General features: G+C 50.4%; 14 protein-coding genes. 13 read left to right on the top strand and 1 reads right to left on the bottom strand.

Going from position 1 to position 14,830, the window contains the following annotated elements; translation table 11 throughout:
• The first annotated feature begins 288 nt into the window (after positions 1–288).
• The 7 genes from BM412_RS17265 to BM412_RS17240 all read left to right on the top strand — a co-directional run bounded on the left by BM412_RS17265 (position 289) and on the right by BM412_RS17240 (position 7,170).
• Positions 289–1,287 (top strand): putative sporulation protein YtxC, encoded by a 999-nt coding sequence (locus BM412_RS17265; protein WP_091221004.1) that lies wholly within the window; start codon positions 289–291, stop codon positions 1,285–1,287.
• A gap of 436 nt (positions 1,288–1,723) precedes the next feature.
• Positions 1,724–3,661: a threonine--tRNA ligase gene (thrS, locus tag BM412_RS17260; protein ID WP_091221001.1), complete on the top strand. Its 1,938-nt coding sequence runs from the start codon at positions 1,724–1,726 to the stop codon at positions 3,659–3,661.
• 92 nt (positions 3,662–3,753) lie between these two features.
• Positions 3,754–4,335 carry a 3D domain-containing protein gene (locus tag BM412_RS17255; protein ID WP_091222860.1) on the top strand — a complete coding sequence of 194 codons (582 nt, stop codon included), beginning with the start codon at positions 3,754–3,756 and terminating at the stop codon, positions 4,333–4,335.
• Between the two features lie 112 nt (positions 4,336–4,447).
• Positions 4,448–4,966, top strand: a complete 519-nt coding sequence (locus BM412_RS17250) for an RNA polymerase sigma factor (protein WP_091220999.1) — start codon at positions 4,448–4,450, stop codon at positions 4,964–4,966.
• A 76-nt stretch (positions 4,967–5,042) separates the two neighbouring features.
• Entirely contained in the window at positions 5,043–5,171 is a 129-nt protein-coding gene (locus BM412_RS32545; protein ID WP_256256401.1) for a hypothetical protein, read from the top strand.
• A gap of 129 nt (positions 5,172–5,300) precedes the next feature.
• Positions 5,301–6,689, top strand: a complete 1,389-nt coding sequence (locus BM412_RS17245) for a methyl-accepting chemotaxis protein (protein WP_091220996.1) — start codon at positions 5,301–5,303, stop codon at positions 6,687–6,689.
• A 100-nt stretch (positions 6,690–6,789) separates the two neighbouring features.
• Positions 6,790–7,170, top strand: a complete 381-nt coding sequence (locus BM412_RS17240) for a hypothetical protein (protein WP_177245897.1) — start codon at positions 6,790–6,792, stop codon at positions 7,168–7,170.
• A 105-nt stretch (positions 7,171–7,275) separates the two neighbouring features.
• On the opposite strand, the gene BM412_RS17235 is transcribed toward BM412_RS17240, so the two are convergent.
• Positions 7,276–8,571 (bottom strand): ammonium transporter, encoded by a 1,296-nt coding sequence (locus BM412_RS17235; RefSeq protein ID WP_091220993.1) that lies wholly within the window; start codon positions 8,569–8,571, stop codon positions 7,276–7,278.
• Here BM412_RS17235 and liaF point away from each other — a divergent pair.
• The 6 genes from liaF to BM412_RS17205 all read left to right on the top strand — a co-directional run bounded on the left by liaF (position 8,498) and on the right by BM412_RS17205 (position 14,827).
• The gene (gene liaF, locus BM412_RS17230; protein ID WP_371264830.1) at positions 8,498–9,934 is read left to right on the top strand and encodes a cell wall-active antibiotics response protein LiaF; all 1,437 of its coding nucleotides are present in this window, start codon (positions 8,498–8,500) and stop codon (positions 9,932–9,934) included. The genes BM412_RS17235 and liaF overlap by 74 nt on opposite strands.
• Positions 9,935–9,941: 7 nt before the next feature.
• Positions 9,942–10,982, top strand: a complete 1,041-nt coding sequence (locus BM412_RS17225) for a sensor histidine kinase (protein WP_091220991.1) — start codon at positions 9,942–9,944, stop codon at positions 10,980–10,982.
• Positions 10,969–11,634 (top strand): response regulator, encoded by a 666-nt coding sequence (locus BM412_RS17220; protein ID WP_091220988.1) that lies wholly within the window; start codon positions 10,969–10,971, stop codon positions 11,632–11,634. The genes BM412_RS17225 and BM412_RS17220 overlap by 14 nt, the downstream gene beginning before the upstream one ends.
• A 60-nt stretch (positions 11,635–11,694) precedes the next feature.
• The gene (locus tag BM412_RS17215) at positions 11,695–12,108 is read left to right on the top strand and encodes a YugN family protein (protein WP_091220985.1); all 414 of its coding nucleotides are present in this window, start codon (positions 11,695–11,697) and stop codon (positions 12,106–12,108) included.
• A 222-nt stretch (positions 12,109–12,330) separates the two neighbouring features.
• Positions 12,331–13,959 (top strand): S1C family serine protease, encoded by a 1,629-nt coding sequence (locus BM412_RS17210; RefSeq protein ID WP_091220982.1) that lies wholly within the window; start codon positions 12,331–12,333, stop codon positions 13,957–13,959.
• 175 nt (positions 13,960–14,134) lie between these two features.
• Positions 14,135–14,827, top strand: a complete 693-nt coding sequence (locus tag BM412_RS17205; RefSeq protein ID WP_091220979.1) for a response regulator transcription factor — start codon at positions 14,135–14,137, stop codon at positions 14,825–14,827.
• Positions 14,828–14,830: the final 3 nt, after the last annotated feature.

Below are 14,830 nucleotides of genomic sequence, written 5' to 3'. Positions count from 1 at the left end.
GGAAGCTTTTGTTGTTTTATGAAACAAAGAATGCCGAGAAATATGCCACGATTGCCCTTCCATTCCATTCCCACACCAGCTGTGCCAATGGCTACATCGTATATATGCTTTTGCAGAACCATATACTGTTAAGGAAGCCCGATTTGACCTCTGGAATACGTATGGAAATGACCCTACCGAGACCATCCCGTCTGCACGTTTAACGCCCAATTAGCCGAATATCCGGCCACCATATCCAGCCTGCTGAGTAGCCGGCTGTCGTTCGCAAAAACTTTTAGGAGTGAGCCTATGGAACTGTTCACTGTTTCTTTGCTTTCGGCTTCCCGTGAAGCGATTGATCGACTGCACCATTGTTTGAGCGAGGAATTTGTCGATTTACATAGCGATAAGGATACCGCCGTTCCCTTCGTGAGCTTTACAAGGCCCGAGTACGAAACCATGGAAATATCATGTCTCGTTGACCTTGCAGACTTTAAGCTCGCTACGGATGGTCCGCAGATGTATCGAAGATCCGCAGCCGCTTTTGCTCGCTACATCATGTCTGAACTGGAGCCCATGCTGCTGAAGGCCATTATCCGCAAGCAGTTTCATTATGAAGTGGTGAAAGAGATCGAAGTGCTCGAGCGATATTGCCAAAATATTCTCTACGGCGCTGCCGTTCCGGCCGTTCAAGAAGATGATACCGATACAGCTTTGCTTCGTTCGGACAGAGAGCGACGGATGGGGAAAGTGGCCGATGAGATCGAGCAGTTTCTGAGCAGCAACACTCGTTTGCATCTCGATGGCTTCGTTACGTTTAGACTTGCCGCTTACTGGCAAGAACTGAAGGAAGTCGTTGCTTATGCAGTGGATGAATATGTAATGGATAAGCAATACCAGGAATTTATTTCGCTGCTCAAATATTTTGTAAGGATGCAAGAAGTGAAGCTTCCGATCGTGCATGTGCTGCACAAGGGAGGCAGTGACTTCGTCCTTTACGACCAAGAGTTTCAAATGCTGGAAACCGTACCGGCCGACCGCATCGTAGCGGAGATGCTGGAGTCTGAAATGAACATGGAGGACATGATTGTAAGTACGCTGATTACGGTGTCGCCGCAGCAGATCGTCATTCACACTCGGCAACCGGAGCTGCCTGTCATGCGCACATTAGAAACCATATTCGAGCATCGGGTACGGTTATGCTGCACATGCGGTCATTGCAGCTACTTCTTCGATGAGCAAGGACTGCCCATTGTGCAGACAACCGACGTCGTTTCGGAGAAGCGGGTACGCAATGTCATTCCATGAGAAGAAATTACACCGCAATATAGGCTTGACCTGTCAGTTGGTGTCAGATTATAATAATTCACATGTAAAGGCAATGACAAAGACATGTATCACCAGCGATGCTCGATTCAGAGAGAGGAACCTAGGCTGAAATTTCCTCGCGCAGCAGCGGCGATATACCCCTTTGTAGCTGTACAGTTGAACTCACGCTTCATTATGAAGTTTGGTAGTAAGCTGCACCGGGCCGTTCCCGTTATAGAACGTCTACAAGGATCAGCTTCCGGTACGGTTAGGCGCTGATTGAACTAGGGTGGAACCACGGGTCTGTTAGAGCACTCGTCCCTTTGCGGGATGCGTGCTTTTTTTGTTGGCTGCATGCCGCATAGATTGTTAAATTTCGGTATTGCGATGCATGATGATGCGGCCGCAAGAACCACATCCAGGAGGAACGAAGGGTATGGCGATTCAAGTTAAGCTGCCGGACGGCGCTGTCCGGGAATACGAGCAAGGCACAACAATTGAAGAAGTTGCAGGTTCCATCAGCAACGGTCTGCGCAAGAATGCGATAGCGGGTAAAGTGGACGGTAAAGTGGTAGATGTCTACACGCCTCTTGAAGGTAATAGTTCGCTTGAAATCGTGACTGTTGAATCCGCTGACGGTCTTGAAGTGTATCGTCACAGTACTGCGCATTTGATGGCGCAAGCTATCAAGCGTCTGTTCGGCAAGAACGATGTGAAGCTTGGTATCGGGCCTGTTATCGAAGACGGCTTCTATTATGATATCGATATGGAGCAGTCCCTTACGCCTGAGGATTTGGTCAAAATCGAGAAAGAAATGGAACGTATCGTGCAGGAGGATTTGCCGATTCGACGCCGTGTCGTAAGCCGCGAAGAAGCGATCGCGATCTTCACAGAGATTGCCGATCCGTTGAAATTAGAGCTTATTCGCGACTTGCCTGCCGATTCGCAAATTACGATCTATGATCAAGGCGAGTTCTTTGATCTATGTCGTGGACCGCACTTGCCTTCCACAGGCAAGATTAAAGCCTTCAAGCTGCTAAGCGTAGCCGGTGCTTACTGGCGCGGAGATTCCAAGAACAAAATGCTGCAGCGCATTTACGGCACGGCATTCCCTAAGAAAGCACAGCTAGACGAGCATCTTCATTTCCTGGAGGAAGCCAAGAAACGCGATCACCGTAAACTCGGCCGTGAGCTGAAGATGTTTACATTCTCCCGTGAAGTCGGACAAGGACTTCCGCTATGGCTGCCAAACGGCGCGCGTCTGCGCAGAACAATGGAGCGATATATCGTAGATTTGGAAGAAAGCCTAGGCTACCAACATGTCTACACGCCGGTTCTGGCTAACGTTGAATTGTACAAAACAAGCGGACACTGGGAGCACTACAGCGAGGATATGTTCCCGAAAATGATCATGGATAACGAGGAGCTCGTTCTTCGTCCAATGAACTGCCCGCATCATATGATGGTGTTCAAGTCCGATATGCGTTCGTATCGTGATCTTCCGGTTCGTATTGCTGAGCTTGGCACTATGCACCGTTACGAAATGTCCGGCGCTCTGACAGGATTGCATCGCGTACGTGCGATGACACTTAATGACGCTCATATCTTCTGCCGTCCGGATCAAATCAAAGAAGAATTCGCGCGCGTTGTTACGCTAATTCGTCAAGTTTATGAGGATTTCGGCATCAAGGATTATCGTTTCCGTCTATCCTACCGTGATCCGCAGGATACAGAGAAGTACTTCCAAAACGATGAAATGTGGGAAATGTCGCAGCGCATGCTTCGCGAGGTTGTGGAAGAGCTTGGCCTGCCATTCTTCGAAGCAGAAGGCGAAGCGGCGTTCTACGGACCGAAGCTCGACGTTCAAATCAAGACAGCGCTTGGCAAAGAAGAAACACTCTCGACTGCACAGCTGGACTTCCTGCTTCCGGAGCGTTTCGAATTGGAATACGTTGGCGACGACGGCAAGAAACATCGTCCGGTCGTTATCCACCGCGGTATTATCAGCACAATGGAGCGTATGACAGCATTCTTGCTGGAGAACTTCGCCGGTGCATTGCCGCTGTGGCTGTCTCCGATTCAAGCCAAAATCATTCCGGTTTCGGTTGCTTACGAAGCTTATGCGCGTGAGCTTGAAGCGAAGCTGCAGCTTGCAGGTATCCGGGTTGAATCCGATCTTCGCAATGAGAAGCTCGGCTACAAGATCCGCGAAGCGCAGCTGGAGAAAGCGCCATACATGCTCGTTGTCGGTGAGAATGAGGCCAACTCGGAATCCGTCTCCGTGCGTAAACGCGGCGAAGGTGACCTGGGCTCCATGCCGGTATCAGAGCTGATCGCATTGCTGAAAACGCAAATTGCCGAGAAACAAATCTAATCATTTCCTGCGCTGGTACATGATGCCGGCTGCCGCATAAAGCTTGTCGCACTTGGGTATCCTTCGAACTAAGGAGGATAACAACCCAGATGATGACAAGCTTTTTGTCGTTTCAACGTGTTTTAACCATCAGTACAGCAGGAATGATGATGATAATCGGTCTGTTGTTTGCAGACTGTACGGCAGCCTACAGTGTAGGGGCAGAGCTTGAGCGCCAATTCACTCAGACGCAGCCCCCGATCGCTAAGCAGCCGAAAGTTAAGTCATTCAAGCCCATTCAAGTGATTGCAACAGGTTACACTGCAGGTGTAGAATCGACAGGTAAGCGGCCGGGACATCCGCAATACGGAATTACGTATTCCGGCGTTCGCGTGCGAAGAGCATTTGTGTCGACAATCGCCGCAGATCCCAAAGTGTTTCCGATTGGAACGCTGCTGTACGTACCCGGTTATGGATATGGAATCGTAGCAGACACCGGTTCTGCGATTAAAGGGAAGAAGATCGATCTGTATTTTGAAACAAGGAAACAGGTATTCAAGCAGTGGGGAAAACGCAAGGTTACCGTTCGGGTGCTGCGACGCGGCAACGGCAAGCTGACGGAAGCTTGGCTGAATGAGCTGAATGAAGCGGTCACGGCGGAGAAGACGATCCCAAGAGAGCTGCTTGAGTCCTAATCGACATAGAGAGAATGTTCGGCGATTGCTGAATATTCTCTTTTTTTTGCGGAAAAGGTATGTTAGAATACACGTTGAAAGCGCTACCACCTATATATGAGGGCGGATATCCATGAACATTGAATCATCCCGTACAGAGCCGAATGTATTATTTCAATTAGAGGCGTATGAGGACAAGCTGCTTGAGCTCTATAAGGAGATGATTCATGTAGCCTATGGGAAGGTGCATAATAAGTCAGATGCCCAGGATGCCGTTCAGGAAGCATGGGTACGGATGCTCACGAAGCAAGGCACACTGCGGGAACGCAGCAAGCTATTCTCATGGGCGAAAGTGATTACATCCAATATTGCATTGAACTTGAATAAGAAAGCAGCACGGATGCGCCCTTCAAGCGAAATGGAGTCGTTATGCAGGTCGCAAGAAGGCGGTTATCGAGATGAAGCGGCCGTCATGCTTGAGATCAATGAGCTGCTCGACATGCTCGATCCCGCGTCTCGGGTTATGCTGCTGTACAAATTCTATTATGGCTTTAAGGATGCCGAAATCGCAGCCGTGATGCAGGTTCCCGTCGGTACCATCAAAGCCCGGATCCACCGAACGAAGCGGTATCTGCGCGACAAAATGATTTAACAATAATTCATTTCCGGCTTACATAAACTGTTCCCGCCCTTGCCATACTATTGGTTGTACGGGGAGGTGAGCAGGAATGGCGAAAAATAAAAACAACAAATTTAATGCAGCCCAAAGTAAATACAACGCAGAATTTGCGTCAGAAAACGCAGCAAACTCAGCTAATGCTACAACAAAAGCCGCTTCACAGAAAGCCGAAAAATAAACATAGCTTCCGTATTTACGATGCAGTCAGTTAAGAGGGACCCGAGAGGGTCCCTCTTTTCATTTAGGAGGCTGTGGACTATACTATTAGTTAATTCTGACCAATTGTCGAAAAAAGGGGGATAATATCATGCCGCTATTGCAGCGTTTCCGAACGCAAGGTACGCCAAGTAAGCAGGAAGAAGCAGAACAGAATGTGGTGCTCACGCAATTAATCAATGAGTCGTTAGTTATTTCGGATCAATTGACCGCTGCGGTAGAGGAAGTTAACCAGTCCATCGGGCAGCTGACGGACATTGCCGATCAATCTGCTGTCACCGAGGGAGAGCTTCGATTATGCAGCGAACGAGCGATGGATCGCATAGGCGAGACGTTCTCGACGCTGCAGGAGGTAGCCGCCTCCGCTGAACAAATCAGCGACACGGCGCAGCTGCTGGACACGGAAAGTAAAGAAACGAAAGAGGTCGTGCTTGAGGTTTGCAGATCTCTGACGAACACGGATCAAGTGATGAATGATCTGCAGCGGCATAACGGAACGATGGACCGCCATATCCGTGAGCTGATTGAGCAAACTTCGCGGATTAATGAAATCAACGGCTTCATCCAAGAAATTGTGTCCCAAACCTCGCTGCTTGCGCTGAATGCTTCGATTGAGGCTGCGCATGCAGGTGAATTTGGCCGCGGTTTCTCGATTGTTGCCCAGCAAATCAAGAAACTTGCGGAGCAAAGCCATGAAGCGGTAAGACGCTCAAGCGGTTTGGTTGAAGAGATTGAGAACGGGGTCAAGCAAGTTGTAGCCTCCGTTGATTTGGAAAGAACGGCAGTAGAGCAGGGCATTCTTGAGATGGCGGAAACAAAGAACCGCATGGATTTGATTTTTACGCGTATTCATGAAGTAGATCGATTGGTCAGCAAGAGCAGCACGGCAAGCAAGCAGCAGACGCAGAGCATGAACGCTACGACAGGCATGCTAAAGGATGTTGTCGATGCGGTGAACCAGACACTTGGAAGCGTAGACGAGACACTTGAGCTTACACATAAACAGCGCAGACAAATTAAGAAGCTGGACCGAATCAGCACTAATTTACATAAGTCATCCTCAGAGCTAACGAAAGCAATCGGACAGGTTGGCATCAAGCACGAAGTGAAAGAAAGCGAAATTAACGTAAGCGGGACGTTGGAGAAGCTAAGCAAGCTGGCAGTAGATTCAAGACTCTTCACCCTGGACGAATCCGCGCATCAAGAGCAGCTCTCGCGATTGCTGCAGCAATTGCCGGAGATCGAGGCGATTTGGTCGAACCGTGATGACGGCTCGTTTATCTTCTCGCAGCCTGAGGCGGGGCTGCTGAATGCCAAGGGTCGGGAGTGGTGGAAGAGGGCGATGGAAGGGAGAGCCTTCACTTCGCCGGTATACATCTCCGCAATAACGAAGAAACCTTGCTTAACGCTTTCGGTACCGATTCGTTCAGGCGACGGTCGATTGATCGGTGTCGTAGGAGCTGACATCCGCGTCAAATAATTGCCATTTATTTTGGTGAAAAAGGTGTTTCCAAACGGGAAATGATCGTGTAAGATAAATAGTGTAATGAATGATAACATGCGAAGGCAGGGGAGTTGTCATGACAGAACCAATTACTTACACGCCACCTTCTCGTTTGAGGCACCGTAAAGCAGCTGAAGTAATTCCTTTCCTCAACACATATATTGCCAAGAGAGAACAAGAGATTGCGGAAATTGTTCAGATGGTCGAACGTTATGAGAAGCGCCGTCTGCACGAAGAACGCTCCTATCAGTCGATGTCGACACTTCGCCGGATGCTTACGGGTAAGAAGCCGGACCATCATCTTGCCGTGGAATACATTCACTATGTGAAACGCCCTATGGAGAAAGTGCGTACGCTCCGCCTGGAAGTGGAGCAAGCTCGTGCGATTCTACATAATAACAATCCTGCTACTGATACCATTGAAGTCTCGAGTGAGATGGATGAAGAGATGAATTAAATGATAACCGTCCGTATGTGGGCGGTTTTTTTGTTTCTATGAAGAAAGACGCCGCCTTCTCCGGAGTGTATACTCCGTGAGAAGGCGGCGTCTTTGCGGTTTCTGTTATTTGCGTGACTTTAGCTGCTCCAGATCGAGGAAATCATGATCTTGGTTATAGGCCGGCACGCCGTGGATGCCGACATCAAGTCCGATTAGCTCTTCATCCTTCGAGACGCGGACAGGCATGAATTTCTTAATGATCAGAAGCACGCCCCATGTTAGCGCGAAGCCCCAGAAGCTGACGATAACGAGGCCGAGTGCTTGTACACCGAGTAAGTTCCAGCCGCCGCCGTAGAACAAGCCGTAATACTCTTGTCCGATTCCTTTCGTCATCTCGGGCATGGCGAACAGTCCGACTGCCAGTGTGCCGAGACTGCCGCTGATGCCGTGTACGGCGAATGCGCCAACGGGATCGTCAACGCCTTTGCTCTCGAGCAACTCGGTTGCAAGCACCATTGCAATGCCGCATACCGAACCGATCAAGATGGCGGCGCCGTCGGAAACGAATGCGCAACCTGCCGTAATTCCGACCAGGCCGGCCAGCGATCCGTTGATAACCATTGGCGGATCCGCTTTCTTGTAACGCATCATAGTGAAGAGGATGCATACCGCACCGCCCGCCGCCGCAGAGAGCATGGTTGTAACCGCGATATGGCCGATGGAGCCGTTCGTAGCGCTGAGCGTACTGCCGGAGTTGAAGCCGAACCAGCCGAACCAAAGAATGAATGCGCCAACCGATGCGAGCGGCAGGTTGGAAGGGGGGACGATGTTGCTTTTGCCTTCCGGCGTGAATTTCCCGATACGCGGACCGATGAAGATCGCTGCAGCGAGTGCTGCGAAACCGCCTAATGCGTGGATAACTGCGGAGCCGGCGAAGTCGATCATGCCGAGCTTGCCAAGCCAGCCGCCAACCGCCCAGACCCAGTGTCCGGCAACCGGATAGATCAAGCCGGTCATCGCGATTGCGTACAAGATATAAGCTCTAAAGTGAATGCGTTCCGCAACCGCGCCGGAAACAATGGAAATAACGGCGATGACGAAAGCGCACTGAAACAGCCAGTAAGTCTCGTGGGAGATATTAAGCGAAATATGAGACAGGTCTCCGTCCAGCAAGAAGCCGGTTGTTCCGATCAATCCTCCTGCATCTTTTCCGTACATCAGGCCGAATCCGATAAAGTAAAAGATCAGTGCGCCGAAGGCAATATCCACGAATACCTTCATAATGATGCTAACTGCATTTTTCTGCCTCACAAAGCCTGCTTCAAGAAGCGCAAAGCCGCCTTCCATGAGTAGAATCATTGCGGCTGTCAGCACGACCCAAATCGTATCCAGCCCGGTGGACAGAGTGGCTAAATCCATGCTCTCAACTCCTCAAGTATGTCATGTTAGGTTTTATCTCTCAATCCAATCCGAACCCCATTATATAAGCGCTGTGTTAATGATGTCAACGAGTGAAGTGACAAGACCTAACATCAACTCGTCCAATTGTAAAAGGACCCTTATTCGCTCCGTCTCGAGACGTAGGAATGGGTCAACCGTGAGACCCTTTTATGTCGCTTGCAGCACCTGTTATACTTGGAGTACAAACCTTTGCAGATGCGATTGGGAGCTGGTGGCGGCAATGAACGGGAATTTTATAAGTCGGTTTATGTGGGGCCTCTTCATTATAGTAATGGGCGTAGGCTTAATGTTAAGACAAAGCGGCGTAGTCGATTTCGATATCGGAATGGTGGTTTCTACCTATTGGCCGTTGCTGCTTTTGTTCCTTGGTATCCAAGGTATGCTGCAGCGAGCTGCTTACGGAAACGGTTCTTTCTTCGGTTCATCGATCATGCTCATCGTCGGCTTTGTGTTTCTGGGGCGTAATTTAGATTGGTTCGCTTGGTCGATCGGCGATGTGATGCAATTCGTTGGTCCGTTGATTCTTATAATATTCGGTCTGCGGATGATTCTTAAACCGAAGTCGAAGAAGACGGAAGAGATTCCGGGCGATGATTGGAAAGCCTACAATTACGGTCAAGTTAATGTAGACATTCCTCCGGCTCCGCCGCTCCATCCGGATCCGACGAAGCCGTCGTCGGATTTGCCGGATCAGGAGGACGTGAGTGATGCGCCTTCGGACAAGGCGGAAGGCAATCAAGTCACACCGCCTGTTCGACCTAACGATGCGTATACGAAGCTGCAGCAGAAGAGGCACAAATGGGAAGAGCAAGCAGCCAGAACGAGAGGGCATTTCGAGAGGCACGCGCAACAAGTCAAGGACCATCGAGAGCGGCATTTAAGAAATGCTGCTAAGCACCATCACCGCAACGGTCGCGTAGAGTGGTGGAATCACGATCCTAATGTGCAGACGCGATCGGGTTTTATCGGCGACATCTATTTGGGCCAAGATTATTGGGAGCTCAAGCCGATGAATATCTCCCATTTTATCGGAGACACCGTGCTTGACCTCACGAAGGCGCAAATATTGCCCGGTGAAACCACCATTAATATCTCTTCCTTTATAGGCGACGTTAAAGTGTATCTGCCTGACGATTATGAAATCGGCGTGCACGTCGTATCCAGCGCCTTTATCGGCGATGTTGCGGTGCTGGAACATAAAGAGGGCGGCATATTTAAAAACATGGATATCGAAACCCCTTATTTTCAAGAGAATGACAAAAAAATCAGGCTCCACGTCAGTACGTTTATCGGCGATGTGCGCGTTACGAAAGTAGGTTGATGCGCACATGATGGTTCGATTGTTTCGCAATAGCAAGTGGGATATGATTTTGCTTTTTCTGGCTTCATCGACCATTTCGGTATTCCTCTGGCAGTTTGGGACCGAATTGACGGCAAAAGGGTACAGCAGGTCGCTGTGGATCGGCGTCGCTGTACTCTTCTTATTGATCAGCGCCGTATTCGGGTATTGGGCAGCTCAGCGGATACAACGACAAATGGATCTGATCGTGCTTGGCTTGAAGCAGGCTGCGCACGGAAACTATAGCTCGAGGCTTCCGGAAGAAGGGGCGTTCACGCCGGCGTTTCGCGAGTTCAACGATATGATGGAGTCGCTCGATGAACGGATGCACTGGATTCAGCGCTCCGGGGAAGAGCAGGTCATGAGGGAAGCCGCTTCGAATGAAGCGGCGGTGCTCGAAGAGCGCAGACGGCTTGCGCGCGATCTCCATGATACGGTTTCGCAGCAGCTGTTCGCTATACATATGTCGGCATCTTCGCTTCCGAAGCTGCTTGAGCTGAACCCGAGCCGGGCCAGCGATGTGATGGAGCAGTTGATCTCCATGTCGTCGATGGCGCAGAAGCAGATGCGCGGGTTTATTGCTCAGCTTAGACCCATGGAGCTGGAGGGCAGGTCCCTTCAAGAAGCGCTCGACAAATGGTTCCCGGATTACTGCCGCCAGAACGGACTGCAAGGTGTACTTGAATGGCGGGTGCGGGAGAAATTATCTGAAGCAAAGGAACATCAGTTATTCCTGATCGTTCAGGAAGCGATGGCGAATATCGTGAAGCATGCCGGTGCGCAAACGGCGCTGTTAACGGTTGCCGAGACGGAGCGGCAGATCGTGATGACGCTGCAGGATGACGGTGCCGGTTTCCGAGCGGATCAAGTGAAGCGGGGCTCTTACGGTTTGTCCACTATGCGGGAGCGGGCTAACAAGCTCGGCGGCGATGCCTCCATCATTAGTAAGCCGGGAAGCGGAACAAGGGTCAGAGTGACATTACCCAATTATTTGAATAAGGGAGAGAACCTTAGCGATGAGTTCAAATAACAGTTGGAAAATAATGATTGTCGACGATCATGATATGGTTCGGGCTGGATTGCGCACCTATTTGATGTTAGACCCGAAATTTGAGGTCATCGCGGAAGCGGCTAACGGTAAAGAAGCGCTGGATATGCTTCAGGCAGGCATTCCGGATGGACCGCCGCAGCTGGTACTTATGGATCTCATGATGCCGGTGATGGACGGGGTTGAAGCCACTCGCCATATAATGAAGGAATTCCCTGACCTGAAAATTGTCATGCTCACAAGCTTCCTCGAAGATGAGAAGGTTGTAGCGGCAGTTGAAGCAGGTGCGGTTAGTTACGTGCTGAAGACCGTTTCGGCAGAAGAGCTAATTTATGCGCTCAATGGAGCGGCTAAAGGAATGCCGGTGATGACGCATGATGTCTCGCAGGCGCTTACGAGAGGGCTGCGTCAGCGGAGCACGCAAGGGGCCGATGAAGGGTTGACGGACCGGGAGAAAGAAGTGCTTCTTCTCATCGCAGAGGGGATGTCCAACAAGGAAATCGCGGAAGAGCTTCATATTAGCATCAAGACGGTCAAAACCCACGTCAGCAACCTTCTAATGAAATGCGAGCTGGAAGACAGAACGCAGCTTGCCGTATTCGCGCATCGCAAAGGTTGGGTAAAGACGGGATAACAGCCATTCGCTCCGGGCAAGCTAACGGTAAACATTAGGCCAGGAGGAGAATATAGAGCGATGATCCCCCTTGAATTTAAGCTGGAATCAAGTGAGAAAGAATTTACGGAAGTCCGAAGCATGCTGGAAGAGCACGAGTTCTCGCTTGGCGGGAATTGGGATTATGAACACGGCTACTTTGACCGCTACCTGGATGACGCGCATAAAGTATGGCTGCGAATGCCTTTTGATGTGATCAACGGCAATATCGACAGTGATACGCAGGACCTTGATGCCAAAATCAGAATGGGGCAGCCGTTCGTGCTGAAGCATTTGTACAACGAAGGTCTGGATAAGCACGCTCAGCCGCGGGCGCTCGGCAGTTTAATCGATCAGTTTCAGGAGCCGATTGATCCGGATGCCGAAGTGGAGTCCAAATGGGTAACGAAAGCAAAAGAAGTGCTTGGCGAAGTAGAGCAGCGTTTGCTGCAATGATGAGAGAGTCGCAGATTGGATGATAACCGGGCAAGGCTGATTATTCAGCCGAGCCCGGTTTTTTTATGTTACATTATAACAATTTTAAGTTTGATTTAAGGTAGATTGTGCATGATAGAACTATGAAAGCTGAATGATTCGCGGAGCCAATCAGATGCAAGAACATAAAGCACTTATTGAGAACTTTACAAACATGGGAAAACATTTGAGGAGGAATAAGCAATGGACGATCAAAACAAAAAAAATAACGGTTACGACGATTTCTTCACCAATGAGAATAACGATAACCATAACGAGGATAATCGCGATAAAAACCAAGCTCACAACGCAGACGAAGGTAAGCCGCATGAAGAAACCGACAAGAGCTCTTACTACTATTCATACGGACCCTTCAAATCCGGTGCAGCCGATTCTGAACCGCAACGGCCGGTTAGCGGCGATACAAATGCTAATGCGGCACAAGGCGGATTTGGAAGCAGCTCGGATGCTTCGCATAACTCTGTTGAAGTTACGCCGCCCACACAGCTTCGTGCTTTTGCGCCATCGCAATCCGCAACTCGCGGCGGCTGGCAAATGAAAGAATCCAGACGCAGTCCATTGAAGGCGATGTTCGCATCCTTCCTCGCCGGCGTAGTCGTTGTGGGTTCACTCATGTTCGTATCGGATAAGCAGAACTGGTTCACTGCTGATCAGGCGCTCTCGCAAAACTCAGAGCAAGCGAGCTCCGCAGTGGGCAAAGCGGGCGATGACGGCAAAGTATCGGCAGCGGCAGATGTGGTCAGACCTAACAACATTGCTCAGCTGTTCGAGAAAGCAAGTCCGGCGGTTGTTAAGATCGAAACCTTTACGAAACAGCGCGCAGGCGGCGCGCAAGGCAATTCAATGGATGATTTCTTCAGCCAATTCTTCGGCGACCAGGGCGGTCAAGGCGGCCAAGGGCAGGACGATGGCTCCGGACAAGGCAGCACCGATCAAGGCAGCGGCGAACTGACGCCGGAAGGAATCGGCACAGGGTTCTTCTTCGATTCCACAGGCTACATCTTAACGAACCAGCACGTAATCGGTGATGCCGATGAAATTCAAGTAACCGTGCAGGGTCACAACAAACCGTTAGTCGCGAAGAAGCTCGGCTCTGATTACAACTTGGATTTGGCGGTATTGAAAGTTGAAGGAACGGACTTCCCGACGCTCCCAATCGGCAGCTCCGACAAGATCAACATTGGGGATTGGGTCGTTGCGATCGGAAATCCATACGGCTTTGACCACACGGTAACCGTCGGTGTGCTAAGCTCCAAGGAACGTCCGATCAGCATTCCGGACTCCCAAGGCACGCGCCAATACGAGCATTTGCTGCAAACTGACGCTTCCATCAACCCGGGTAACTCAGGCGGACCGCTTCTTAACCTGCAAGGTGAAGTAATCGGTATTAATACGGCTGTAAGCTCGCAAGCTCAAGGTATCGGATTCGCGATCCCGACAAGCACGATTCAAGAGGTGCTGGAGAATCTGAAAGCCAATAAAGAAATTCCGAAGAAACCGGTTCCGTTCATCGGCGCGAACCTGGCTGAAATTACAGATGAAATCGCCAAAGAGCTTGGGCTGTCCAGCAAAGAAGGTTCGATCGTATCGAGCGTACTGTACAAATCGCCTGCTTATATGGCGGATCTGAGACAATATGACGTGATCACCGGCTTGGACGGCACTAAATACGGCAACCGCGAAGATCTGATCGCTCAAATCCAGAAGAAAGCGGTTGGAGACACTGCGACACTCAACATTATCCGCAATGGTGAGAAGATGGATCTGAAAGTAACCGTAGGCAACAAGAATGAGTTTGCAAGCCAGCAATAAGATTGGGAACAGCAACAGAACAGTGTTACCCGGGCGCAAACAGTCGCATAGACTGTCTGCGCTTCTTTTATGGAAGAAGCCGGACAAGCTGTTTCATGGGAATCGTATGTTGAGCTATAATTATGTAGGCAGGTTTTGGAAGGAAAAACTAGTTGTTTGATGATGGGGGATTAGGATGAGAGCGCATATATTAGTAGTGGATGACGATGATAAAATAACATCTCTGCTTCGCCGAAGCTTGGCGTTTGAGGGCTATGAGGTCGCAACGGCGAATAATGGCCATGAGGGCTTGAAGCAAATGCTCGTAAACGATCCGGATTTGCTCATTCTGGACGTCATGATGCCGCAGCTGGATGGCTGGGAAGTTTGCCGCCGGGTTCGCGAAGGCGGAAGCGCTGTGCCGATTATGATGCTGACGGCAAAGGACGATATTACGGATCGTGTGCGCGGCCTGGATCTGGGCGCCGATGATTATTTGGTTAAGCCGTTTGCGCTTGAGGAGCTGTTAGCCCGTGTGCGCGCGCTTCTTAGACGTAAATCCGACAAGCTGGAGGAGAACTCGAGCAGCTTGCAGTTCGAGGACTTGACGCTCGATCTGGATTCTCGCGAAGCGATTCGGGCCGGACGAAGAATTGATCTAACGGCCAAGGAATTCGATCTGCTTCAGCTGCTCATGCAGAATCCGCGCCGAGTGCTGACGCGCGATGCGATTATGGACAAAATATGGGGCTTTGATTACAGCGGCGAATCGAATGTGCTGGAGGTTTATATTGCCATGCTGCGCCAGAAGACGGAAGACGGAAAGAGCCCGCGCTTGATTCAGACGGTTCGGGGCACCGGATACGTGCTTAGAGGCGAAGGAGGCTGATTC

The organism is Paenibacillus sp. BC26, from assembly GCF_900116125.1.
Taxonomy (GTDB): Bacteria; Bacillota; Bacilli; order Paenibacillales; family Paenibacillaceae; genus Paenibacillus_Z; species Paenibacillus_Z lignilyticus.
This window is presented reverse-complemented; position numbering and strand designations above follow the sequence as displayed.

Excerpts from the sequence above, each read along its gene's own strand:
- BM412_RS17265 (WP_091221004.1), top strand. The coding sequence starts at position 289 with ATGGAACTGTTCACTGTTTCTTTGCTTTCGGCTTCCCGTGAAGCGATT.
- thrS (WP_091221001.1), top strand. The coding sequence starts at position 1,724 with ATGGCGATTCAAGTTAAGCTGCCGGACGGCGCTGTCCGGGAATACGAG.
- BM412_RS17255 (WP_091222860.1), top strand. The coding sequence starts at position 3,754 with ATGACAAGCTTTTTGTCGTTTCAACGTGTTTTAACCATCAGTACAGCA.
- BM412_RS17250 (WP_091220999.1), top strand. The coding sequence starts at position 4,448 with ATGAACATTGAATCATCCCGTACAGAGCCGAATGTATTATTTCAATTA.
- BM412_RS32545 (WP_256256401.1), top strand. The coding sequence starts at position 5,043 with ATGGCGAAAAATAAAAACAACAAATTTAATGCAGCCCAAAGTAAATAC.
- BM412_RS17245 (WP_091220996.1), top strand. The coding sequence starts at position 5,301 with ATGCCGCTATTGCAGCGTTTCCGAACGCAAGGTACGCCAAGTAAGCAG.
- BM412_RS17240 (WP_177245897.1), top strand. The coding sequence starts at position 6,790 with ATGACAGAACCAATTACTTACACGCCACCTTCTCGTTTGAGGCACCGT.
- liaF (WP_371264830.1), top strand. The coding sequence starts at position 8,498 with ATGAGTAGAATCATTGCGGCTGTCAGCACGACCCAAATCGTATCCAGC.
- BM412_RS17235 (WP_091220993.1), bottom strand. The coding sequence starts at position 8,571 with ATGGATTTAGCCACTCTGTCCACCGGGCTGGATACGATTTGGGTCGTG.
- BM412_RS17225 (WP_091220991.1), top strand. The coding sequence starts at position 9,942 with ATGATGGTTCGATTGTTTCGCAATAGCAAGTGGGATATGATTTTGCTT.
- BM412_RS17220 (WP_091220988.1), top strand. The coding sequence starts at position 10,969 with ATGAGTTCAAATAACAGTTGGAAAATAATGATTGTCGACGATCATGAT.
- BM412_RS17215 (WP_091220985.1), top strand. The coding sequence starts at position 11,695 with ATGATCCCCCTTGAATTTAAGCTGGAATCAAGTGAGAAAGAATTTACG.
- BM412_RS17210 (WP_091220982.1), top strand. The coding sequence starts at position 12,331 with ATGGACGATCAAAACAAAAAAAATAACGGTTACGACGATTTCTTCACC.
- BM412_RS17205 (WP_091220979.1), top strand. The coding sequence starts at position 14,135 with ATGAGAGCGCATATATTAGTAGTGGATGACGATGATAAAATAACATCT.